This window comes from Roseovarius sp. W115 (assembly GCF_032842945.2).
Lineage (GTDB): Bacteria > Pseudomonadota > Alphaproteobacteria > Rhodobacterales > Rhodobacteraceae > Roseovarius > Roseovarius rhodophyticola.
Genome location: NZ_CP146606.1, coordinates 2,426,128 through 2,448,345, shown reverse-complemented (window position 1 = coordinate 2,448,345; position 22,218 = coordinate 2,426,128). Strand labels below are relative to the sequence as shown.

General features: G+C 55.0%; 20 protein-coding genes and 3 pseudogenes. 14 read left to right on the top strand and 9 right to left on the bottom strand.

Features of this window, described 5'->3' with window-relative positions:
* Positions 1 to 19 precede the first annotated feature (19 nt).
* The 6 genes from RZS32_RS12415 to coxB form a co-directional block, all read right to left on the bottom strand.
* On the bottom strand, positions 20 to 796 hold the full coding sequence (locus tag RZS32_RS12415; protein ID WP_317057286.1) for a DUF4272 domain-containing protein: 777 nt from the start codon (positions 794 to 796) through the stop codon (positions 20 to 22).
* A gap of 98 nt (positions 797 to 894) precedes the next feature.
* Positions 895 to 1,695 carry a cytochrome c oxidase subunit 3 gene (locus RZS32_RS12410; protein WP_317057285.1) on the bottom strand — a complete coding sequence of 267 codons (801 nt, stop codon included), beginning with the start codon at positions 1,693 to 1,695 and terminating at the stop codon, positions 895 to 897.
* 26 nt (positions 1,696 to 1,721) lie between these two features.
* Positions 1,722 to 2,309: a cytochrome c oxidase assembly protein gene (locus RZS32_RS12405; RefSeq protein WP_317057284.1), complete on the bottom strand. Its 588-nt coding sequence runs from the start codon at positions 2,307 to 2,309 to the stop codon at positions 1,722 to 1,724.
* A complete protein-coding gene (locus RZS32_RS12400) occupies positions 2,309 to 2,470 on the bottom strand; it encodes a hypothetical protein (RefSeq protein ID WP_317057283.1) in 162 nt (53 codons plus the stop codon). Before RZS32_RS12400 ends, RZS32_RS12405 begins: the two co-directional genes overlap by 1 nt.
* A 3-nt stretch (positions 2,471 to 2,473) precedes the next feature.
* Positions 2,474 to 3,415 carry a heme o synthase gene (cyoE, locus tag RZS32_RS12395; RefSeq protein ID WP_317057282.1) on the bottom strand — a complete coding sequence of 314 codons (942 nt, stop codon included), beginning with the start codon at positions 3,413 to 3,415 and terminating at the stop codon, positions 2,474 to 2,476.
* Positions 3,416 to 3,464: 49 nt separating this feature from the next.
* Positions 3,465 to 4,349 (bottom strand): cytochrome c oxidase subunit II, encoded by an 885-nt coding sequence (coxB, locus tag RZS32_RS12390; protein ID WP_317057281.1) that lies wholly within the window; start codon positions 4,347 to 4,349, stop codon positions 3,465 to 3,467.
* 192 nt (positions 4,350 to 4,541) lie between these two features.
* Here coxB and tldD point away from each other — a divergent pair, with 192 nt between their 5' ends.
* Positions 4,542 to 5,963 (top strand): metalloprotease TldD, encoded by a 1,422-nt coding sequence (gene tldD / locus RZS32_RS12385; protein ID WP_317057280.1) that lies wholly within the window; start codon positions 4,542 to 4,544, stop codon positions 5,961 to 5,963.
* A 1-nt stretch (position 5,964) separates the two neighbouring features.
* Here tldD and RZS32_RS12380 read toward each other — a convergent pair whose 3' ends face one another.
* Positions 5,965 to 6,861 (bottom strand): LysR family transcriptional regulator, encoded by an 897-nt coding sequence (locus RZS32_RS12380; protein ID WP_317057279.1) that lies wholly within the window; start codon positions 6,859 to 6,861, stop codon positions 5,965 to 5,967.
* A 102-nt stretch (positions 6,862 to 6,963) separates the two neighbouring features.
* Between RZS32_RS12380 and RZS32_RS12375 the strand changes: the two genes are divergently transcribed.
* From RZS32_RS12375 to topA, 3 genes and pseudogenes are all read left to right on the top strand, one after another.
* Positions 6,964 to 7,437, top strand: coding sequence for an ester cyclase (locus RZS32_RS12375; RefSeq protein WP_317057278.1), 474 nt, complete (start codon positions 6,964 to 6,966; stop codon positions 7,435 to 7,437).
* A gap of 257 nt (positions 7,438 to 7,694) precedes the next feature.
* Positions 7,695 to 8,843 carry a DNA-processing protein DprA gene (gene dprA / locus RZS32_RS12370; RefSeq protein WP_317057277.1) on the top strand — a complete coding sequence of 383 codons (1,149 nt, stop codon included), beginning with the start codon at positions 7,695 to 7,697 and terminating at the stop codon, positions 8,841 to 8,843.
* A 164-nt stretch (positions 8,844 to 9,007) separates the two neighbouring features.
* Positions 9,008 to 11,511, top strand: a pseudogene (gene topA / locus RZS32_RS12365) (type I DNA topoisomerase).
* 44 nt (positions 11,512 to 11,555) lie between these two features.
* Here topA and RZS32_RS12360 read toward each other — a convergent pair.
* Both RZS32_RS12360 and RZS32_RS12355 read right to left on the bottom strand, forming a co-directional pair.
* Positions 11,556 to 12,260, bottom strand: a complete 705-nt coding sequence (locus RZS32_RS12360; RefSeq protein ID WP_317057276.1) for a lytic transglycosylase domain-containing protein — start codon at positions 12,258 to 12,260, stop codon at positions 11,556 to 11,558.
* A gap of 185 nt (positions 12,261 to 12,445) precedes the next feature.
* Positions 12,446 to 12,664 carry a hypothetical protein gene (locus tag RZS32_RS12355; RefSeq protein WP_317057275.1) on the bottom strand — a complete coding sequence of 73 codons (219 nt, stop codon included), beginning with the start codon at positions 12,662 to 12,664 and terminating at the stop codon, positions 12,446 to 12,448.
* 95 nt (positions 12,665 to 12,759) lie between these two features.
* Between RZS32_RS12355 and RZS32_RS12350 the strand changes: the two genes are divergently transcribed.
* The 10 genes and pseudogenes from RZS32_RS12350 (at position 12,760) to RZS32_RS12305 (ending at position 22,211) form a co-directional block, all read left to right on the top strand.
* Complete coding sequence (locus RZS32_RS12350) at positions 12,760 to 12,963, top strand: hypothetical protein (protein ID WP_317057274.1); 204 nt, start codon at positions 12,760 to 12,762, stop codon at positions 12,961 to 12,963.
* A gap of 170 nt (positions 12,964 to 13,133) precedes the next feature.
* A complete protein-coding gene (locus RZS32_RS12345; protein WP_317057273.1) occupies positions 13,134 to 13,337 on the top strand; it encodes a Flp family type IVb pilin in 204 nt (67 codons plus the stop codon).
* A 209-nt stretch (positions 13,338 to 13,546) separates the two neighbouring features.
* A complete protein-coding gene (gene cpaB, locus RZS32_RS12340; RefSeq protein ID WP_317057272.1) occupies positions 13,547 to 14,395 on the top strand; it encodes a Flp pilus assembly protein CpaB in 849 nt (282 codons plus the stop codon).
* Between the two features lie 230 nt (positions 14,396 to 14,625).
* Entirely contained in the window at positions 14,626 to 16,032 is a 1,407-nt protein-coding gene (locus RZS32_RS12335) for a type II and III secretion system protein family protein (protein WP_317057271.1), read from the top strand.
* 13 nt (positions 16,033 to 16,045) lie between these two features.
* Complete coding sequence (locus RZS32_RS12330) at positions 16,046 to 16,708, top strand: OmpA family protein (RefSeq protein ID WP_317057270.1); 663 nt, start codon at positions 16,046 to 16,048, stop codon at positions 16,706 to 16,708.
* A gap of 236 nt (positions 16,709 to 16,944) precedes the next feature.
* Entirely contained in the window at positions 16,945 to 18,183 is a 1,239-nt protein-coding gene (locus RZS32_RS12325; RefSeq protein ID WP_317057269.1) for an AAA family ATPase, read from the top strand.
* Between the two features lie 14 nt (positions 18,184 to 18,197).
* Positions 18,198 to 19,648: pseudogene (locus RZS32_RS12320) on the top strand (CpaF family protein).
* 5 nt (positions 19,649 to 19,653) lie between these two features.
* Positions 19,654 to 20,623 (top strand): annotated as a pseudogene (locus tag RZS32_RS12315) (type II secretion system F family protein).
* 12 nt (positions 20,624 to 20,635) lie between these two features.
* Positions 20,636 to 21,622 carry a type II secretion system F family protein gene (locus RZS32_RS12310; RefSeq protein ID WP_317057268.1) on the top strand — a complete coding sequence of 329 codons (987 nt, stop codon included), beginning with the start codon at positions 20,636 to 20,638 and terminating at the stop codon, positions 21,620 to 21,622.
* Between the two features lie 118 nt (positions 21,623 to 21,740).
* Positions 21,741 to 22,211, top strand: a complete 471-nt coding sequence (locus RZS32_RS12305; protein WP_317057267.1) for a tetratricopeptide repeat protein — start codon at positions 21,741 to 21,743, stop codon at positions 22,209 to 22,211.
* Positions 22,212 to 22,218: the final 7 nt, after the last annotated feature.

The window sequence follows — 22,218 nt, the reverse complement described above, 5'->3', positions numbered from 1 at the left end:
TGGGAGCAAGCCAAAGACGTCAGGTGTCGGTGGCCATGTTGTCCCAATCCAGACCGGCATAGCCGATCAGCCAGTTGAGGGCGTAATGACGCTCATAAGCAATGCCGGGATGCAAACCGTCGGGCGGCGGCGCGCCCTTCACGCGGGCTTCCACCGCGGCCCAATGCAGGCGATAGGCCAGATCAGCCGCATCAAGGATCTCCGATTGCGGCCGCAGCTTTGCCTTTTGAATAAGCCCCTCCGCGCCCAGCTCGCGAAACACGGACCCAAGCATCGCCGCATCAATGATCTGATCCGGAGCAGGCAGCTCGTCAATTAAACCGATCGCCCACAACAGGACAGCCACGGATTCGTAGCGCCAGGACATCTGCACATAGGCCTCATCCGGAAGCTCCGCAGTCTCAACGAAATCCCGTTCTTCGGGTGAGAAAAACTCCCAGGCGCCGTATTGCTCAATCACGGACTCAACAAGCGCCTGATCGCGCGTCTCACCTTTTACGGCGGTGATCATCACTGCCAGAGCGCGGGCCGCGACCTCTTCATCCGACCGGCGCAGCGCCCCTGCTTCATCCTCAATAACAGGCAGGTTTTCCGAGTATGGAAGACCCAGCCTTGCAATCTCTGCAATGGAACGTGCCTTGCGCGTCAGTTGCGCTTCGGTGGGGTCAGCAGAGACACTCTCGATATAGGATTTACGCGCCAGCTCGGCCTCAGACGGCTCCTTCGTCGACGTGTCTGCCGCCACAGGCGGTGATGTCAAACCAAGGGCCGCTAAAATGGAAACCAGAAATCGCATGTCCTCACCTCACGTAAAAAATGCGGAGGTCGCCCCCCCGCATTTCATCGTTCTCAAAATACTCTCGCCGAAGGCGCAATTTTTCCCGCGAAAAATTGTCACGCGCCCCAAATGTAAACCGCGGCGAAAAGAAACAGCCAGACCACGTCCACGAAATGCCAGTACCAGGCCGCAGCTTCAAAGCCGACATGCTTTTCAGGCGTGAAGTGTCCCTTGAGTACCCGCATGAGGCAGACAAACAGAAAGATTGTGCCGATAATGACATGTGCACCGTGAAAGCCTGTCGCCATGAAGAAGTTGGCACCGTAGATGTTACCGGAGAATCCAAAGCCCGCGTGGCCGTATTCGTAGGCCTGGAACACGGTGAAAATCGCGCCCAGAGCGATGGCGATGATCAGACCCCATTTCATGTCATTGCGATTGTTTTCATGGACAAGAGCGTGGTGCGCCCATGTGGCCGCAGCGCCCGAACACAAAAGGATCAGCGTGTTAATGAGCGGCAGGTGCCACGGGTCAAACGTCTCAATGCCTGCAGGCGGCCAGACGCCATCCTGAATAGGAGACATCTCTCCCATCGGATACATGGCGTGCTTGAAGAAGCTCCAGAACCAGGCGGCAAAGAACATTACTTCGGACATGATGAACATGATGAAGCCATAGCGCAGGCCGATCCGCACCACCGGGGTGTGATCACCTGCATGGCTTTCGCTGACCACATCGGTCCACCAGCCAAACATGACGTAAAGCACACCCGCCAGACCGATGAGCATCATCCACGGCCCGTTGTCGTGGAAGAACATCACCGCCCCGAAAAGCATGATGAACCCGGCCAGCGCGCCCAGCAATGGCCAGACTGAGGGGTTCAGGATGTGGTAGTCGTGATTTTTTTCATGTGCCATCTTTAAAGGTCCCTCGTCGAAGGCTGTTAGTTCACGTTATTATCTGTGTCTTCCGCCGATTCAAGTGCGGCTTGCGCATCTTCTTCCGGCAGGTCGATTTGGTAGAATGTGTATCCAAGTGTGATCGTGTGGGTGTGCTTTGCGTCCCGGTCATCCACGATCTCAGGTTCCACAAAGAACGTCACCGGCATTTGCACCCGCTCACCGGGTTGCAGAACCTGTTCTTCAAAGCAGAAGCAGTCGATCTTGGTAAAGAACCCCCCAGCCTCGAAAGGCGTCACGTTGTAGCTTGAAGACCCTGCAATAGGCTTATCCGTTGGGTTATACGCCTCGTAGAAGGCCAAACCGGTTTCCCCGATGCGCACTTCCATTTCGCGCTGCATAGGCTTGAATTCCCAAGGAAAGTCGCGTTCCTGGCTGGCGTCAAAGCGGATGGTGATGGTCTGATCCAGAATCTCGTCCGACCCGGTCTCGGCCACATCCGTCGCACCGCCATAGCCTGTCACACGACAGAACCAGTCGTAGAGTGGCACAGAGGCCCAGGCCAAAGCGCCCATGAAAACAGCGACGCTAACAAGGCGGGTAACGGTTTTGACTTTTGGGTCCATCGCCATCAACTCGCCTCCTCACCTGTGGGCAGAGCAAAATCCTCGTTTGAGACTTTCGCCACCGTCAAACCAAACACCAACGCCACAAAAGCGGCCAGTACTAAGCCCAGTCCCAGATTGCGGCTGAACCGGCGTTTGTGCATTTCGTGTTGGCGCGAAAGAGACATGGGTTACCAGCCTCCCCAGCCGTAGGGCATCAGCATCGCTTCAACGGCAATCGCACCGAAATGCGCAAAGAGATAAATGAGCGAGGCTTTGAAGAATTTGCGTTCTGTCAGGAAACGATCTGCCTCAGCCATGTCCTCATCGCGCCGCCAGATATCAACCGCCCCCTTGAGGAACCGCGCATTCAGGAAAATCGCCACCGTCAGGTACAGTGGCCCACCAATAGAGGTGAAACCAAGTCCAACGGCCAAAATCGCTAGCAACACAGTGTAGACCAGGATGTGAACACGGGTGGACCGGCGGCCATGGGTCACGGTGAGCATCGGCACTTCGGCGTTGTCGTAATCCATCTTGGTGAACAGCGCCAAAGCCCAGAAATGCGGCGGAGTCCACATAAAGATCAGCGCAAACATCAAAATCGACTCAACAGATATGGAGCCCGTTGCTGCCGCCCAGCCAATCATTGGAGGGAAGGCTCCCGCTGCGCCGCCAATGACGATGTTCTGCGGCGTCCAGCGTTTGAGCCACATGGTGTAGATCACCACGTAAAAGAAGATGGTGAAGGCCAGAAGCGCGGCGGCCAGGAAATTCGTCGCCAGGGCCAGCATGACCACCGAAATACCCGCCAGCGCCATGCCAAAGGCAAAGGCCTCATCGCCGGTGATACGACCTGATGGGATGGGGCGTTTGGCGGTGCGTTTCATCACTGCGTCAATATCCGCGTCCCACCACATGTTAAGTGCGCCTGATGCGCCGCCACCCACAGCGATGAACAGGATCGCTGCAATGCCAACGATGGGGTGCACCGCCACGGGTGCCGCAATCAACCCCACCAAGGCAGTAAAGACCACAAGCGTCATCACACGCGGCTTAAGCAACGCAAAATAATCGCCAAAGCCCGCATCATAGGCTTGGGTTTCTGTACTATTGAGGCTCGCGTCGCTCATTTTGGTCCCCGCAGAAGATGTGTGCAGCTACACATCCTTCACCATAGCTTTAGTCGGCTGAAGCCACTTGAAGATGCTTGGGCAGAGTGGCTGGATCGCCTGCGTATTCTTCCACCGCACCCTTAAGCCACGCGTCATAAGCTTCCTGGCTCACAACTTTCACAGTGATCGGCATGTAGGCGTGATCCTTACCGCAAAGCTCAGAGCACTGGCCAAAGTAAACGCCTTCTTTCTCTGCTGCAAACCAAAGCTGGGCGATCCGTCCTGGAACGGCGTCCTGCTTCACACCAAAAGCCGGTATGGTCCAACTGTGGATCACATCCGCGCCTGTCACTTGCATCACAACAGTTTTGCCAACGGGCACCACAACGGCGGTATCGGTCGCCAGCAGGAATTCGTCACGCGTGTACCCAGCGGCTTCCAGTTCGGCCACGACGTCGTCGTTCAGGACCTTGTCTTCACCAATCATAAAGCTGTCAAATGCAAACTCATGGTCGACATACTCATAGCCCCAATACCACTGGTAGCCGGTGACTTTGATATTGATGTCACCTTCGGGAATTTCCTGCTGCTTGAACAGCACCGGCAGCGAGAATGCCGCGATAAAGACCAGAATGACGATCGGAACCACCGTCCACGCCACTTCGATCGGAGAATTGTGCGTAAAACTCGCAGGCTCTGGGTTTGCTTTGCGGTTGTAGCGCAAGATGCAAATTGCCAAGAGCAATACAACAAAGAGCGAAATCGCTGTGATGATGATCAGCAGCAGGTTGTCCAACCACTGAATATCACGGGCGAGTTCGGTCGCCGCTGGCTGGAAATTCAACCCACCGTCCTCTGGACGACCGATAATTTCAAGGTTGTCCTGTGCCCTGGCAGGAAGCGTGACGACCGCTGCCATTGCGGCGGCCAGAAAGCTGGTCAATTTGCGCATGTTGCACCCTGATCCGTTGTAACTTTTTTTACTTTTGATTCATCCTTTGCGCCTGCAAAGGAATCCCGTTGTCTCGGGCCGAGTAAAAACCATATTCTGACAAGGCACACAAGCGACCCCGTTGCGGCAAATCGGCACTTTCCTTGATTTGGATCAATTTTTTTCAAAGAAGATGCCCGGAGAGGAAAAAAGATGACTGACAAACGCTTTGATCCGTTTGAAACAAAGCTCTCGCGTGACGATGCGACCCGGCATCTTCGCACTGCCCTTGAGGGAGCCGAAGATGGCGAGCTTTTCTTTGAACGGCGTCGTTCGGAGGCACTGGTGTTCGATGATGGTCGGGTGAAAACGGCCTCTTACGATGCGTCGGAAGGATTTGGGTTACGCGCAGTTCAAGGCGAAGTGGCGGGGTACGCGCATAGCTCAGACATCTCCGAACCAGCTCTGGCGCGCGCGGTGGAAACGGCGCGCCTCGCAGTAGGTGATGGCGGTGGCGCAATGTCGGACGCCCCTGCCCCGACAAACACGCGCCTCTACAGCGATGACGACCCGCTCTCGGGGCAGAGTTTCCCAGTCAAGCTTGAGGTGCTGCGGGAGATTGATGCCTATACCAGATCACGTGATCCGCGGGTGGTTCAGGTAACAGCGTCAATGTCAGCCTCCTTGCAAGAAGTGGTCATTCTACGGGAAGACGGCAAAGAGCTTCGGGACACACGCCCGATGACGCGTTTAAATGTGAGCGTCATTCTGGAAGAGAACGGTCGGCGCGAATCCGGCAGTGCAGGTGGTGGCGGACGGGTGATGCTTGATGGGCTGCTTGACGCAGAGGACTGGAAGGCCAAAGCCGACGAGGCGCTCAGGGTTGCGACGGTAAATCTCAAAGCCGAAGCCGCCCCAGCAGGTGTAATGGACGTAGTTCTTGGCCCCGGCTGGCCCGGCATCTTGCTGCATGAAGCTATCGGCCACGGGTTGGAAGGCGACTTCAACCGCAAGGGAACTTCAGCCTTTGCTGGGCTGATGGGGGAACGTATTGCCGCTCCGGGTATCACAGTTCTGGACGACGGCACGATCCCGGACCGACGAGGATCGATCACCGTGGACGACGAAGGCACGCCATCAGGCAAGAACGTTCTTATTGAGGACGGCATTCTGGTCGGATTTATGCAAGATCGTCAGAACGCGCGGCTTATGGGCGTCGCACCCACAGGCAACGGACGGCGCGAAAGCTATGCGCATATTCCGATGCCCCGCATGACCAATACCTATATGCTGGGCGGCAATTCCGCACCCGAAGACATAGTGGCCGACCTTAAGGACGGCATTTACGCCGTGGGCTTTGGCGGTGGACAGGTGGACATAACCAACGGCAAATTTGTTTTTAGCTGCACCGAAGCCTACCGCGTGAAAAACGGCAAGGTGGGCGCTCCGGTTAAGGGCGCAACACTGATCGGTGATGGAGCAACGGCGCTCAAACAGATCCGCGCGCTTGGCAATGATATGGCTCTGGATCCCGGCATGGGAAATTGCGGCAAGGCCGGGCAATGGGTGCCCGTGGGTGTGGGGCAACCGACAGTTATGATAGGCGGGCTGACCGTGGGCGGTTCTGCGACGTAAGTTACGGCCGGTCTGAAACGGTTTGCCGAAGCAGGTCGGCAAAGGCCCGCGCCTCGCGCGACGGCAGTGTGTCACGCATGACAACATCGTAGGACACAACACCAAACGACAACTCCGGCAACAGCGGCAGAAGCCGTGTTTGCGCTATGTCTTCCTCCACTGCAATGCCAAGAAGCAGCGCAACGCCGAGACCCGAGAGAGCCATCTTGCGTGCAGCATCCCGATTGGTCACGACAATAGTCTCGGCAAACGTTATCGGCAGCTCGATCCGGTTTGTGGGCTCCCAGGCCTGTAGGACTGGATCGGTGCCGGACGCGGTCAAAAGAGGTGCATCCACCGTCCAGCCGCCTTGCGCGTAGCGCAGCTCAGGTATGGATTTGGACACGCACTGGAGAGGAATTTGCCCCAGCCCGGTGTCAAGACCCGGATGGCTGGGACCATATGCACGAATTGCCAGATCGAAGATACTGGATTTTAGCGTAACGACATCATCCCGCGCATCAACATGCAGAGTGACATTTGGGAAATGCTTTCGAAAGCGGGCCAAATGCGGAGGCAGCCAATGCGCTGCCATCTCTGTTGTCAGGCTAAGGGACAAAGATCCTGATAAATCCGCGTCTGCCCGTCCTCCTGCTGCGTCCATTGCAGCCCCCGCAGCAGCCAAAAGTTTGCGGGCGGCCGCAGACACCTGCTCTCCGGTTTTTGTCAGCGCAAAACTTCGCGTTGTGCGCACCGCCAACGTCACGTTCAGCTCTTCTTCTAACTCAGACAAGGCTGCCGAGACGACAGGCACTGATAGACCAAGCGAAGATGCCGCGCCACGGATCGACCCCGCCTGTGCTATCGCAGCAAAATAAGTCAAACGGCGGACAGTCTGGTGCGAAGGTTTCGTGCTCATTTATTAACTTTTGTCTAATAGTCATTTTTTTAATTTTAATCTACTTAACAAATTCAAAGGCGGTCAAGTTTGGTGAGACCCATCAAATCAAAAGGATCAAGGATGACACGCCTAACTTCACTTTTTCTCGCAGGAACACAGGCAGCAGCGCCTGTTATGGTACAAGCTGACGATCTGGACGTTATTAAGAGCTTTTATGCCGACCTGCTGACCACACCCGCGGATGTGACCAGCGATGCCGTGAGATCTGTTGTCGCCGAAGACTGGGTATCTATTCCCACACCACGCGGCGGACCAGGTGCAGAGGGGCTATTGAAAACGCTGAAAGGGTTTGGCGCGGTTATCCCGGACCTTGCTTGGGCACCGCAAGAAATCCTGCAAGACGGAAACCGATACATTGTCCGCGGAAAAGCTACGGGCACTCCGGCAGTCCCGTTCTTGGGCGTCGAACCGACTGGCAAGCGTTTTGAAATCATGTCCATCGACATTCACACGATTGAGGATGGCAAAATTGTACAATCCTATCATGTCGAAGAATGGCTGAGTGCACAGCAGCAGCTACTGCCAGACGACTGAATACATTATGTGCGCAAAGGATTGTCTTTCCTCCTTTGCGCACGATCTCGTTGCATACCTCCCCCGAAACGGCGAATTGCGCAGGTATCGTTTTTATCAGCCCCTCATTGTCAGAGCAGTCGGGCCACAGAATTATATCTTTTAATTTCAATACTTAAAATACAAACCCCAAACAAAGCCTGCCAATCTTGGGTTTGGTTTACCCCTCATTAACCACGCAAATCGTACCTATGGTTCTGCAAGCAGGCGGAGTCATGATGTTCGAGGATACACATCCTTCCACTCACCCCCCACTCCCACCCACCACGGAAGATGATCGGATATCGTGGCTTCGCCTGTTGCGCTCTCGCAGAGTTGGTCCCTCCACTTTCCACCGATTAATGCAAGAGCATGGAAATGCCCAAGTGGCCTTGGAGGCGCTGCCTGAAGTGGCACGTAATGCAGGGGTAAACACATATGTTCCCTGCACCTTGGAGGCCGCGGAAATGGAGTATGCAGCCGGGATGCACGCTGGAGCCAGGCTAATCTGTTGGGGCGAGACAGATTATCCAGTCGCACTCTCGCAGCTCACGGATGCACCACCACTCCTTTGGGCCATAGGTGAGCCAGTCCTGCTGCAGAAGCGGCGGGTGGCGATTGTCGGCGCGAGAAACGCGTCTTCACTGGGTCTGCGCATGGCGCGCGCCTTGGCCCATGAACTGACTGAGGGCGGATTTGTTGTGGTCTCGGGTTTGGCCCGCGGCGTTGACACCGCTGCCCACAAGGCCGCGCTTGATGGGGGCACCATCGCGGTCATGGCAGGTGGCATTGACGTTATCTACCCTGCAGAAAACACACATCTAGGTCAGGACATCGCCGCGCGGGGGTTATGCGTCTCCGAGCAACCGATAGGTCAAACACCCCAAGCACGACATTTTCCCACACGCAATCGCATTATCAGCGGCATAAGCGAAGCAGTGGTCGTGGTTGAGGCAGCCGCAAAATCCGGCTCTCTTATTACAGCGCGCACCGCCCTTGATCAGGGACGCGAGGTGCTTGCCGTCCCAGGACACCCGTTTGATGCGCGCGCGTCGGGCTGCAACATGCTTATTCGCGACGGCGCGAGACTGGTGCGCACAGGTGCGGATATCGCAGAGGCGCTTCAGGGACAACGGGACCTGGCCCTGAAGAAGCAAACAGCCGACAAGCCAGAAAGCAAACAGCACTCCTCCAAAAAAACCTGCCAACAACCCGATGCCTTGCGCCGTCTGATCCTTGATCACCTCAGTCCTTCGCCATTGGCCGAAGATCAATTGATCCGTGACCTGGCAAGTTCTGCTGCGCAAATGACACCTGCTCTGACCGATCTGGAAATGAGCGGCCGCATCACGCGTCACCCAGGCGGACTGGTCTCGTTGGCGCACTAGACTCCATGGCGTGGCATCTGGATTAAAATGCGCCTCAATTTGCCTCACTGGACCAGGCCGGCGGTTTCTCCGCGACGGTCGCATTGACATTCCGTCTCGCCACCCCACATGTTGCGCCGCCAAAGGTCGCTTGCGACTCGCTTGTCTGTTTATAAGGAGTTTCCATGCCAGTTGTTGTCGTTGAATCCCCGGCCAAGGCCAAAACGATCAACAAGTACTTGGGCCCTGATTATACAGTGCTGGCGTCCTATGGGCATGTGCGTGACTTGCCTGCCAAGAATGGCTCTGTCGACACTGAGGACGGGTTTGCCATGACGTGGGAAGTGGGCACTGACAGCAAGAAACATATCAAGGCGATCGCCGATGCGTTGAAGGATGACAACGCACTGATCCTGGCAACGGACCCCGACCGCGAAGGCGAGGCCATCAGCTGGCATCTTGAAGAGGCACTGCGCAAACGCAAGGTCCTTAAGAAAGACACGCCGGTGAGCCGCGTGGTCTTCAACGCCATCACCAAGTCGGCTGTGACCGAAGCGATGGAGAACCCGCGTGAGGTGGACGCGCCCCTCGTTGAAGCCTATCTCGCCCGGCGCGCGCTGGACTATTTGGTTGGGTTTAACCTGAGTCCCGTACTCTGGCGCAAACTGCCAGGGGCCCGTAGCGCCGGTCGCGTGCAGTCAGTCACGCTGCGGATCATTGTCGAAAGAGAGATGGAGATCGAAGCGTTCAAGGCACGCGAGTACTGGAGCGTGAAGGCGATACTGAACACCCCGCGCGGTCAGGAATTCGAAGCACGTCTGGTCAGCCTTGCTGGCAACAAGCTTGACAAGTACGACCTTGAGAACGCGACCCAGGCGGAAATGGCCCAGCAGGCCGTTGAGAGCCGTGATCTCAAAGTCATGTCGGTTGAGGCCAAGCCAGCCAACCGCAACCCATCCGCGCCCTTCATGACCTCAACCCTGCAACAAGAGGCCAGCCGAAAATTCGGCATGGGTGCACGACAGACCATGAGTGCCGCTCAGCGTCTCTATGAGGCAGGTCACATTACATATATGCGAACCGACGGCATCGACATGGCGCCCGAGGCGGTGATGGCCGCACGCGATGCGATCAAGGATCGCTATGGCGCTGACTATGTGCCCGACAGCCCGCGCATGTACAAAAACAAGGCGAAGAATGCGCAAGAAGCGCATGAATGCATTCGCCCGACGGATATGACCCGGGACGCGGCCAGCCTGAAACTCGCCGATGCGGATCAGCGCAAGCTTTATGATCTGATCTGGAAACGCACGCTGGCCTGTCAGATGGCTGGCGCGCGTCTAGAACGCACAACGGTGGAGATTGGCAGCGACGATGGCCAGGTTGGCCTGCGCGCCACGGGTCAGGTTGTTCTCTTTGACGGGTTCATGCGTGTCTATGAAGAAGGGCGCGATGATCAGGTCGTGGATGAGGATGACAAGCGTCTGCCGCAAATGAGCCAGGGCGATGCCACACCCAAGCAGAGCGTCGCACCGGAACAGCATTTCACGCAACCTCCCCCCGTTATACCGAGGCCACATTGGTCAAGCGGATGGAAGAGCTCGGCATTGGACGCCCCTCGACCTATGCCAGCATTGTCACCACGATTCAGGACCGCGAATATGTCCGTAAGGACAAGAACCGGCTGATCCCAGAAGACAAGGGACGGATCGTGACGATCTTCCTGCTGAACTTCTTCCGCAAATACGTGGGATATGAATTCACCGCCAACCTCGAAGAAGAACTGGATGTCATCAGCGCCGGGAATGCGGACTACAAAGAGGTGCTCGCCACGTTCTGGCGTGATTTCTCGGCGGCCATTTCTGAAACCTCTGAATTGCGCATCACCGAGGTGCTCGACAAGCTGGACGAAGTTCTTGCTCCGCAACTCTATCCGCCACGCGAAGATGGCAAAGATCCGCGCGAATGTCCGCTGTGTGGCGAGGGAAGTCTGCATTTGAAGACATCCCGCACTGGTGGGTTTGTTGGATGCTCGCGGTACCCTGAGTGTCGCTTCACCCGTCCCATCGGCGGCGAAGGGGCCGAAGGCGGCGACCGCGTGCTTGGTGAAGATGCCGGAGATGAGATCAGCCTGCGCTCTGGCCGGTTTGGCCCCTATGTCCAGCGCGGAGAGCCCACCGAAGAGAACAAGAAGCCGCCACGCGCCAGCTTGCCTAAGGGGTGGAGCCAGGATGATATGGATCTCGAAAAGGCATTGATGCTTTTGAGCCTGCCGCGCGAGGTGGGGCCCCACCCCGAGGATGGCGAGATGATCGAAGCGGGGATTGGCCGCTACGGACCGTTTGTGAAACATGGCCGATTGTACGCCAATCTCAAGGAGGCCGATGAGGTCTTTACGATTGGGATGAACCGTGCGGTTGAGGAGCTGGCCAAGAAAGCCGCGAGCCGAGGCAAGGGCCGCGGGGCGGCTGTCGCTCCTTTGAAAGAATTGGGCGAGCATCCTGATGAAGGGGGGCCAGTAAACGTCATGGATGGCCGTTATGGGCCATACGTTAAATGGAACAAGATCAACGCGACATTGCCCAAGGATGTAGAACCTGGGGATGTGACGCTTGAGATGGCTGTGGCTCTCGTTGCGGAAAAAGCCGCCAAGAAGGGCAAAGGCCGCGCGCGCAAGAAAGCGAGCTAAGTACATTCTTTATAGCTGGGCGGCCAAGCTCGTGGCGACACGCTTTAGTTTGAAGCGATCGTCAGCGCACACGCGTCTGTCACCAGCTCGGGCTGCGTTTTACACAATCCCCGCGCCACCTGAAAAGCCGCAAGCACTTTGGGGACATAGTCACGGGTCTCCGCGAAGGGCGGCACGCCCTCGTGCTTTTTGACGGCGTTTTCTCCAGCATTATATCCAGCCAGGGCCAGAACGGCATCGCCGTCGAACTCTTTGAGCAGCCAGTCAAGGTAGGCCACACCACCTTTAATATTATCTGCACTGACAAAACTGTCGGCTACGCCAAAGCGTTCGGCGGTTGCGGGCATGAGTTGCATGACGCCTTGCGCTCCCGCATGGCTTTCAGCCTGAACCTTGCCACCGGATTCCACTGCGATCACCGCCAAGACGAGCGCAGGCGAAACGTCCGTGCCAATCGTAGCTTTCAGAATATTAGCGCCCTCAACCTGAGCGATCTTTTGAAGGTGCTGCAATCTTGGCCCTTTGACGGTCTGCCCATCCGGCCCATCTGCGAGGGTGTTCAAAGCCGTGCGCAGGCGCTTTGTGGCTTCTTCGTCCTGACCCGGGGGCACCTTTGTCCAGAACCAGTCATAAGCAGCCTTGGTTACAGGCACCGATGGCAAAGCGGCTTTCTCACCTTCCCTCTTTGACGTCTCAGGCTTGGGCTCGGGATTTAGATACGCGAAATAAGCATCAGGATCGACTTGCACGGTGATTTTCCGAGTTTGTCCAGGCGCAGGCGCTTTCTCTCTTTTAAATGTAAATGTGGGATAGGGCTCTGGATCAGCCGCAAATCCGGGGGTTGCGCACATCAAGGATGCGCAAAGCGTCGAAATGGCGATGAATCGCATAATAAGTCCTGCTCTGCCTCGTTGTGTTTTTGGACAGTATGGCACTAATCGAGGGTCAGCACCAGCATTGTACAAAATCCGGCAACAACCGAAGTGGCTGAAATCCGCTCAAATCCCCCTGCACCAAAAAAATATTCAAGAGTATGTATTTTTTTATTGTTTGCTTTCAATTGCTTAAATGAACCAATACGAAAAAAGTTTACGAATGCAAAAATGGCTTTAATGCCGCCCAAATCTTGCCGGAATTGGAGAGGTATAACCATCCCATGCCGCAACGGTAGAGCGCTCAAGAAAAACGAGCACGCTGACTAAGAGCGGTTGTAATCTGAGTAAATCTGATCCTTTGGAGGGACCAACCATGATCAAGTTCATCAAAAAATTCCGCAAGGAAGACGAAGGCGCCGTAACAGTTGACTGGGTCGTTCTGACCGCAGCCGTTGTTGGCCTTGGCGTTGCAGGCGTTACCGCCGTTCAAGGTGGTGTTAACACTCTGGCAAGCAACATCCAAAGCGGTGTTGAAGCACAGGATGTGGGCAACGCAGCTCAAGGTTCGGGCGGCTAAGCCTCTCTCTAAACCTTACAAAATGGCCGTGGACATTCGATCCGCGGCCATTTTTTCTTTTTAGTCAACAATTTAATTCCATGTGCTCATAAAATCTTACTTCAAACGCCGCATTTGGAACACATTCCACCGGCACGGTGGTGTCAAATCATTAGTGTGTGAGTGAAAAGATGAAAAACCTGATTAAGTCATTCTTGAAGCGCGACGAGGGCGCGGTGACGGTTGACTGGGTCGTCTTAACAGCTGCCATAATTGGCTTGGCGGTCGGTGCGATTGACCAAGTTGGATCGGCAACAGATGCCGTCGCAGATAGCATTGCCGATGGCTTGGAAGATATCGACGTTGGCACGAACAACAGCGGCTCTGGCGGTTAAAGCGAATACAGAAGCTGGCGACAGTTGCTTTGGTTGCGTCGAAGCTCAGGTTCACCTGGGCCTTTCGCGTTTGTCTACTCGAGCACCCTACGATTTTTCTTGAAAGCGCCTTTGCCCCAACATTTTTCCACCACAATGTATGGGCATCCAAAGGCTGACAATAAATACGTTCGCTTTTGACGAACGAGCAGTGATCGAAAGGAAAAGCCATGCGAGTGGTTTTCGGACTTGTACTTATTCTCGGACTGGGCCTTGCCGGTTTTGCGGTCTACATGGCAAAGAACTATATCCAAAGTTATCAAGCTCAACTTGAGCTTGAGCGTGCTAACAACGCTCCTGTGATCGAAACCGTCGAGGTTTACGTCGCAAATCAAAAGCTAGAATACGGTCAACGCCTGCTCAAAAAGCACGTAAAACAAGTTACGTATCCCGCTGGATCACTTCCAGACGGTACATTCGCAACGATCGAAGCTCTGTTTCCTGAGGGCGAAGACGAACCGCGGACCGTTCTGCGCACAATGGAGCCCAGTGAAGCTATCCTGAAAACGAAAGTTACCGGACCTGGCGAAGATGCGGGCATCACATCGCAACTTGAGCGTGGCATGCGTGCGTTTGCTATTAAAGTCGACGTAACAAGCGGTGTATCCGGTTTCCTGCGTCCTGGTGACCGGGTTGATGTCTACTGGACAGGCCGCGCTCCTGGCTCCAGGCAGAGCTTTACGCAGCTGATCGAAACCGGTGTGCGCATCGTGGCTGTCGACCAGGTTGCAAATGTTGACCGGACCGAGACCCTCATCGCCCGGACCATCACTGTATCTATCAAACCACAGCAGGTGGCGGCCCTGGCCCAAGCGCAATCATCAGGTCGCCTGTCTCTTTCGCTTGTCGGAGCTGAAGACGATTCAACAGCTGACGCGATCCAGGTTGACCAGCGAAGCCTTTTGGGCATCGTAGAAGCAGCGCCGCGTGTCGAAGCCCCAGCTGAAAAGATCTGCACGATTAAAACTCGTCGCGGTGGTGAAGTCATCACAACGCCGATCCCGTGCGCGACAAACTGACCGGTTCACTTTGAGTTAAATCTCAAATCACGAACACAACATCTTGTGTTAAAGAGGCGCTCAAACCACTGGGCGCCTCTTTTCTGTGCGGCAACTGTCCCCCGAAAACCACGGTAGCTGCGAAATAAAAACCTTTGATTCTTGCAATAAAATCCGAATTGCCCCAGTGTCCTGCTCATACGCGGGCAACAAGACCCGTTTCCAGAGGCGTGATCGAAAGGGCAGGTCACATGAAATATTTACGCTTGTTGAAAGCGGCCCTCTTGGGCTGTGCTGTGGCGTTTGCCATGGTTCCAGGGGTTGCCGTTTCCGAAACAGTTACGGTTGTGCGTAAAGGCACCAACCAAAATCTCAAAGTCGACATGAACCGCGCTGTGGTTGTTGAAAGTGAAGTTCCCTTTGCGGAATTGAGCATCGCCAACCCGGCCATTGCTGACTTTTCAACGTTGTCTGACAGAACTGTCTATCTTTTGGGTAAGACACCTGGCCGGACAACACTCACACTGTTGGATGCAACCGGTCGTTTGATCACCAATGTCGAGGTTCATGTGAGCCCAGACGTTGCGGAGTTCAAAGAACGGCTGCAACAAATCCTGCCAGGTGAGCGCATTGAAGTACGCACTGCGAATGATGGCATCGTGCTTTCAGGGATTGTGTCGAGCACGACGCGCATGGATCGCGCGCTTGCACTCGCACAACGCTATGCACCAGACCGCGTATCCAACCTGATGAACGTCGCGGGATCCCAGCAAGTTATGCTGAAGGTCCGCTTCGCAGAAATGCAGCGCTCAATTTCCAAAGGTTTGAACGGATCGTTCCTCTTCCAGGGTAATGAAACTGGTGGAGAGACTGGGTCATTTTTGGCGCCTGGAGCGACATCGACCACATCAAACGGCAACGCCTTCGAAGTCGCAACTGGCTCGTTGGGAGTTCTCGACTTTGGCTTTGACCTCGGATCCGTTGCATTTGATGTGGTACTCGAAGCACTTGAAAACAAAGGCCTCGTGCGCACACTTGCCGAACCCAACCTGACGACCTTGTCAGGGCAAGAAGCCTATTTCCTTGCGGGCGGTGAAGTACCAATCCCAATTCAAGACGACGACGGAATTGGTATCGAGTTTCGCCCCTTCGGCGTCGAGTTGAACTTCACGCCGCGCGTTGTGGGCGACGGCATAATCAATCTTGAACTGGGAACTGCGGTGTCATCTCTCGATCCTGCAAACGGCATTCAGGCCGCTGGGTTTGATATTGATGCGTTCAGCCGTCGCGAAGCAAGCACAACTGTCGTCATGCGCGATGGTGAAAGCTTTGCAATCGCGGGTCTTTTGCAAGACGACTTCAGCGACACGAACGCGCAAATTCCGTGGTTGGGCGACATCCCGATTTTGGGCACTCTTTTTCGCAGCACAAGCTTTCAGCGGTCTCAATCTGAACTGGTGATCATTGTCTCTGCGCATCTTGTCTCCCCCACGAAAGGAGACGCGTTCATCTTGCCGACAGATCGGGTCAAACTTCCAACCGAAAAGGATCTCTTCCTGAACGGTCGTGTCGCAATCAACCCCGGCGAAGATAATAGTGGCGCGGGCGAAGTCGCTCAACAGGACTTTAACGGGTCCTACGGCTACGTGATGGATTAAGGAGGGCAGCACAATGAAATATCTTCTTCTCGCTGCATCGGTACTGGCTCTGACGGCATGTTCCAAACAAGGCCAGGTGTATCGGTCCTATTTTGGAGAAGCCGGCAATCTGATTGACGGTGGTAACTTTGGCAACCCAACTGCGCACAATGCGGCGGTTAACGGAGGCAATCGTAACTTTGTCATCGACCTGACAAATAAGTTTGCCAGCGACGTGCCAAGCACAGTGACCTTCGGCTTCGACTCAACGACGCTAGACGCCAACGCACAACAAGCCCTGCGCAAACAGGCCAACTGGATCCGGCAATTCCCAGAGGTGCGCTTCCGCGTTTATGGGCATACTGACCTCGTTGGCTCACCTGGGTACAACAAAAGCCTTGGCCAACGCCGCGCCAATGCGGTGGTAAATTTCCTTGTGTCACAGGGCATCAGCCGCAGCAGGTTGGAAGCTGTTGCGTCATTTGGGGAAACCCAGCCCCTGGTTGTCACGCAAGGGCGTGAGCGCAAGAACCGCCGCACAGTGACTGAAGTGTCAGGTTTTGTAGAGTCGAATCCCGCCACCATCGATGGCAAATACGCTGCGGTCATTCAACGCGAGTACATTTTGAGTGGCGAGCCTGCGTCAAATATTATCATCGTCACAGAAGGCGCATCCCTGACAGGCGATGCTCAATAAAAGCTAATTCTCCCTGTCCGGCGCAAGCCGGGCCACCTAAAACCCGCCACTTCGGCGGGTTTTTTTGTCGCTTTATACCGCACAATTACGGTTTTTTGGCCTAAATGTCGCCCAGATTATTTGACAGTTTCATGCTGTCCGGAGTGTGGGGTTTCTCTACAAGTCCATGCTTTGGAGCAAATAACAATGGTTTCGGCGGATTATACGCCGCGGCAAAGCTACGGGACCGAACTGAGATGAGTAGTGCGCAGTCAAAAACCGAATCCAGCCCGATCACGGCGTGTACCATTAGCCGTGACGTGCAGGAATTCGATCTTCTTATTGAAGACATGGAAGCGATTTTGGGTGAAAGCTGGGGGGATCTGGGGTTTTCCGAGGCACTTGCCTTTTTCAATCAGCCAGATGCCGAGGCGCTTGAATTCGTCGCACTGGCCATCGACGAAAGCGACGAAGATGATCTGAGCGTTCTCAGCGAAATCATCTCGCTGGCCAGCGCGCGCAGTATCAAAGTCATTCTTATCGCCGAAGACGTCAGTCCGGCGTCACTGCATCATCTGTTGCGCCAGGGGGCCGATGAATTCGTCCCCTACCCTTTGCCTGAAAACGAATTGGAAGCAGCCATTGAACGTTTGCGCCAACGCAAACAAGCTGCCGCAAATATGGCGAACGCTGTCTTTGCCGGTGACAATGCGCCGGCAGATGGTGTTGTGCTTGCCACGCAAGCTTTGGCTGGCGGCGCCGGTGGGACAACACTTGCCGTAAATCTCGCCTGGGAGTTGGCCACTGTCGAAAAGGAAAACGGGCCACGCGTCTGCCTGATCGATCTCGGTTTACAGACCGGCTCTGCCGCGACCTATCTCGATCTGCCCCGGCGTGACGTCGTCTACGAAATGTGGACAGACACCGAGTCTATGGATGAAGACATGTTCAAACAGGCGCTTGTCTCGTTTGAGGAAAAACTTTGGGTTCTAACCGCCCCTGCCGACATTCTTCCACTTGATATGATCACACCGGAGGACGTGCAAAAGGTTGTCGATTTCGCGCGAGCGAAATTTGACTACGTTATCATTGATATGCCTAACACGTTGGTGCAGTGGACCGAGACTGTTCTCAACGCCGCCCAGATTTACTTCACGACGCTCGAACTGGATATGCGGTCTGCGCAGAATGCGCTGCGCCTCAAGCGCGCGTTAAAATCCGAAGAACTGCCAATTGAAAAACTGCGGTTTTGCTTAAACCGTGCTCCCAAGTTCACTGACCTCAGCGGTAAAAGCCGCATCAAACGGATGGCCGAGGGGCTGGAAATCAGCATCGAAGTGCATCTGCCTGACGGTGGCAAACAAGTTATGCAGGCTGGAGACCACGGTCAGCCACTTGCCATAGCTGCAGCCAAAAACCCGCTGCGCAAGGAAATCGCAAAACTCGCACACTCATTGCATGAGATCGGCAAGACCGATGCCGAGGAAGCCGCGTAAAAGGACCAACTTAAATGTTTTCGCGTTACAAGAAACCAGATGATCCGGCCAATGCGGCCAAGGCCAACAAAGCCACACCCGCAGATGCCCCAAAAACCGTACCAGTCAACGAAGCGCCGAAATCCTCGTCGCTTCGCAAACCTTTACCGGCAGCTCAGGTGCCAGACGCGCCGCAGGACAAGGAACGCAAGCGCAAAGAGCGCCTTGGCGAGATCAAGATTGAGCTGCATCGCTCACTTTTGGATAACCTCAACCTCGGCGCGCTCGAAGGGGCCAGCGAAGCAGACCTGCGCTCGGAGATCAGCTCGATTGCCGGTGAAGCTCTGGAAGAACGCAATATCGTTCTCAATCGCGAAGATCGCACCACCCTGACGCAGGAACTTTATGACGAGGTCCGTGGTCTTGGACCGCTTGAGCCTTTGCTCAAGGACGAAACAGTCAACGATATTCTGGTCAACGGCCCCCAACAGGTGTTTGTGGAACGCGCTGGTAAACTGGAGCTGACCGACACGACGTTTAAAGATGAAAAGCACCTACTGCGCATCATCGACAAAATTGTTTCGGCCGTGGGTCGGCGTGTCGATGAATCCAACCCATATGTGGACGCCCGTTTGCAGGATGGCTCGCGTTTCAACGCCATGGTGCCGCCCATCGCGGTGGATGGCTCGCTCGTCTCGATTCGGAAATTCAAAAAGGACAAGCTGGGCATCGATGACCTGGTGAATTTCGGCGCCTTCTCCGAAGAGATGGCCGCCTATCTCCAGGCCGCTGTGGCAACCCGCCTCAATGTGATCGTCTCGGGCGGTACGGGTTCGGGTAAAACAACCACACTCAACGCTCTGAGCTCGTTCATTGACAATGCCGAACGCATCCTGACCATCGAGGATACGGCGGAACTTCAGCTGCAACAGACCCATGTGGGCCGGATGGAAAGCCGCCCCCCAACGTGGAAGGCAAAGGCGAGGTTAGCCCGCGCGATTGCCTGAAAAACGCGCTTCGGATGCGTCCTGACCGGATCATCGTGGGGGAGACGCGGGGCGAGGAAGTCATCGACATGTTGCAGGCCATGAACACCGGCCACGACGGTTCGATGACCACGATCCACGCCAACAACCCGCGTGATGGCATCAGCCGTCTGGAAAACATGGTCGCCATGGCCGGGATCGAAATGCCGCTGAAAGCGGTCCGCTCTCAGATCGCCTCGGCTGTGAACCTTCTTGTGCAAGCCAGCCGTCTTCAGGATGGCTCGCGTCGGATGACATCGATCACCGAGATCACCGGTATGGAAGGTGACGTGATTTCCATGCAGGAAATCTTTCGCTTTCAACGCGTTGGCTTGACTGCTGACAACAAAATCATGGGCCATTTCACCGGCACCGGTGTGCGGTCCAACTTTTCCGAACGGTTCCGCTTGTGGGGGTACGACCTCCCGCCAAGCATCTACGAACCCATCGCCGCGGAGTAACGGGCATGTCTATCAGTGCAGAACCAATTATTTATGGTCTGATCTTTATCGGTGTTCTGGTTCTTGTCGAGGGCCTTTACCTGACCGTTTTTGGCCGATCGATCAGCCTCAACAACCGGGTCAACCGGCGACTGGAGATGCTCGACAAGAGCGGCAATCGCGAAGAGGTTATGGAAAAGCTGCGCAAGGAGATGGAACAACATCTCAAAGCGCGGAAAATCCCGCTTTATTCGATCCTGTCGAACAAGGCGCAGAAAGCGGCAATTGCCTTTACACCAAAACAACTGGTCTTTCTGATGATTGGCCTGAGCTTTTTGGCGTTTGTCGGGCTTTCCGTCGGTACCGCAACACCGTTTGCAGTGCGCGTCGTCGTCTCAGCCGCGATGGGCGTCGGAGGCGTCTTTACCTGGATCAACATGAAAGCCAACAAACGCATGGCTTTGCTGGAAGAGCAGCTGCCTGATGCCATCGAATTGATGGTACAGAAGCTTGCGTGTGGGCCATCCGTTTTCGTCGGCAATTGCAATTGTCTCAGACGAGGTTGCAGACCCATTGGCGACCGAATTCGGCGTGATCGCGGACGAGGCTGCTTATGGTCGCGACATGGGTGAAGCCCTTAAGGATATGGCAGAGCGCATCGATATGCAGGATTTGCGCTTTCTTGCCGTGGCCGTGACCATCCAACAGCAATCAGGTGGTAACCTCGCTGAAATCCTGGATGGTCTGGCCAAGGTGATCCGAGCGCGCTTCCGTCTGTTTCGCCGGGTAAAAGCCATTACGGCTGAGGCGAAATGGTCTGGTAAGTTCCTCTCGGGTTTCCCCATTCTGGCCCTCATCGGGATCCAGCTTATCAAGCCGGACTACTATGATGAGGCGATGGAGCACCCTTACTTTATCCCGGCATGTTTAATTGTGGGCGCATTCTTGATCACGAACCTGATCGTGATGCGCGCACTTGTGAACATCAAAGTGTGAGGGAGCAGGGAAATGATTGACAGCTTGATGCAAACAGCGACCGACGCGCTTGGTCCGTTCGGCCCGCTCATCGCGGTTGGCACTCTGGGTCTTATTCTGGTGCTGCTCACCATCCCAATTCTTATTCGGGAATCCAAAGACCCGCTTGATAAAATCAAAAAAGCATCGCGTTCAGGTGTTGAACCCGAGGCTGAGAAAAAACGTCTGCGGACAGGACGCCGCAATGAGAAGCTGGACAAATACGCCAACTTCCTTGAACCGAAGGATGAAAAGTCACTGAGCCAAATTCGCCTGACGCTAATGCAGGCGGGCTACCGCGATCGTGATGCAATCCGGTATTACCATTTCGCACAATTTGCCTTTGGTATCGGTTTCCTGATCCTTGGCGTTCTCTACTTTGTGCTATTTGTCGCCGGAAACGACGACACAACAACGCAACAGACCATTCTCTATATCCTTGGTCCGGGTGGCGCAGGGTATCTTTTCCCCAAGTATTGGGTCACCAAACGTCTGCAACAGCGGCAAGAGGAAATCACCGACGGATTTCCGGACAGCCTTGATATGATGCTGACATGTGTCGAAGCCGGTCAGTCCTTGGACCAGTCGATCATTCGCGTTGCCAACGAAATCAGGGTGTCCTACCCCGCGCTGGCTGATGAGTACGAAATCGTTGCACATCAGATCAAAGCCGGTCGGGATAAACCCTCGGTGCTCAACGAAATGGCCGAGCGCTGTGGCGTGATGGACATCTCAAGCTTTGTGACAGTTCTTGTGCAATCTCAAAGCTTTGGTACGTCTGTGGCTGACGCACTTCGGGTCTATGCCGCGGAGATGCGTGACAAACGGGTCATGCGCGCGGAAGAAAAAGCCAACCAGCTGCCAACAAAGATGACATTGGCCACAATGATGCTTACGGTTCCCCCATTGCTAATCATTCTGGTTGGCCCCTCGGTACTCGGTATCATGGAACTGTTCGCAATGGGCACAGGGGTCAATTGACAAAAACAAGTGAGGCTACATGGCACGGGCAGGTGCTTGGCTTTTAATATCTCTCGCTCTGGCTGCTGGGTGCAGCCAGAGCGTTTCGCGTGAAGATGACAACCCTTTTGCGCCAGGCGTGGCACGTAACGAGGCAGCGGTAGACGGAATTGTCGTAGGCAATCGTCTTTTGGACGCAGGTCAATATGAGCTCGCCATTGATGCCTTCAACCGCGCCGCCGTGGATGAGGGGTTGAGCGCCGACGTTCTGGCCGGTTTAGGGGCAGCCAACCTCGGACTGGGACGGCTTGGAACGGCCGAAAAGATTTTGCGCGAAGCCCTGGAAAAAGACGAAAGAAGTCCTGAAATCTGGAACAATTTGGGCGTTTTGCTCCTTGAAAAAGGTGAAAATGCCGAAGCAGTACAGCACTTTAAGCGTGCTTTTGCCCTCGATAATGGCGAAAGTGACGCAATTCGCGACAATTTGCGGTTAGTTCTCGCAAAAACCGAAAACCCGACTTATAGTGCGGACGAAGAACAACAAAAACAAGACTATAAACTGGTGCGGCGCGGAGGCAGCGACTATTTGATCCGCAAAACACCGGAATGAGGCGAAG

Bases quoted from the DNA above. Each gene is read 5' to 3' on its own strand.
- RZS32_RS12325 (WP_317057269.1), top strand. From the start codon at position 16,945: ATGAGTAGTGCGCAGTCAAAAACCGAATCCAGCCCGATCACGGCGTGT.
- tldD (WP_317057280.1), top strand. From the start codon at position 4,542: ATGACTGACAAACGCTTTGATCCGTTTGAAACAAAGCTCTCGCGTGAC.
- RZS32_RS12345 (WP_317057273.1), top strand. From the start codon at position 13,134: ATGAAAAACCTGATTAAGTCATTCTTGAAGCGCGACGAGGGCGCGGTG.
- RZS32_RS12380 (WP_317057279.1), bottom strand. From the start codon at position 6,861: ATGAGCACGAAACCTTCGCACCAGACTGTCCGCCGTTTGACTTATTTT.
- RZS32_RS12355 (WP_317057275.1), bottom strand. From the start codon at position 12,664: ATGGTTATACCTCTCCAATTCCGGCAAGATTTGGGCGGCATTAAAGCC.
- RZS32_RS12375 (WP_317057278.1), top strand. From the start codon at position 6,964: ATGACACGCCTAACTTCACTTTTTCTCGCAGGAACACAGGCAGCAGCG.
- coxB (WP_317057281.1), bottom strand. From the start codon at position 4,349: ATGCGCAAATTGACCAGCTTTCTGGCCGCCGCAATGGCAGCGGTCGTC.
- RZS32_RS12410 (WP_317057285.1), bottom strand. From the start codon at position 1,695: ATGGCACATGAAAAAAATCACGACTACCACATCCTGAACCCCTCAGTC.
- RZS32_RS12415 (WP_317057286.1), bottom strand. From the start codon at position 796: ATGCGATTTCTGGTTTCCATTTTAGCGGCCCTTGGTTTGACATCACCG.
- RZS32_RS12330 (WP_317057270.1), top strand. From the start codon at position 16,046: ATGAAATATCTTCTTCTCGCTGCATCGGTACTGGCTCTGACGGCATGT.
- RZS32_RS12335 (WP_317057271.1), top strand. From the start codon at position 14,626: ATGAAATATTTACGCTTGTTGAAAGCGGCCCTCTTGGGCTGTGCTGTG.
- RZS32_RS12400 (WP_317057283.1), bottom strand. From the start codon at position 2,470: ATGTCTCTTTCGCGCCAACACGAAATGCACAAACGCCGGTTCAGCCGC.
- dprA (WP_317057277.1), top strand. From the start codon at position 7,695: ATGTTCGAGGATACACATCCTTCCACTCACCCCCCACTCCCACCCACC.
- RZS32_RS12405 (WP_317057284.1), bottom strand. From the start codon at position 2,309: ATGGCGATGGACCCAAAAGTCAAAACCGTTACCCGCCTTGTTAGCGTC.
- cpaB (WP_317057272.1), top strand. From the start codon at position 13,547: ATGCGAGTGGTTTTCGGACTTGTACTTATTCTCGGACTGGGCCTTGCC.
- RZS32_RS12310 (WP_317057268.1), top strand. From the start codon at position 20,636: ATGATTGACAGCTTGATGCAAACAGCGACCGACGCGCTTGGTCCGTTC.
- RZS32_RS12350 (WP_317057274.1), top strand. From the start codon at position 12,760: ATGATCAAGTTCATCAAAAAATTCCGCAAGGAAGACGAAGGCGCCGTA.
- cyoE (WP_317057282.1), bottom strand. From the start codon at position 3,415: ATGAGCGACGCGAGCCTCAATAGTACAGAAACCCAAGCCTATGATGCG.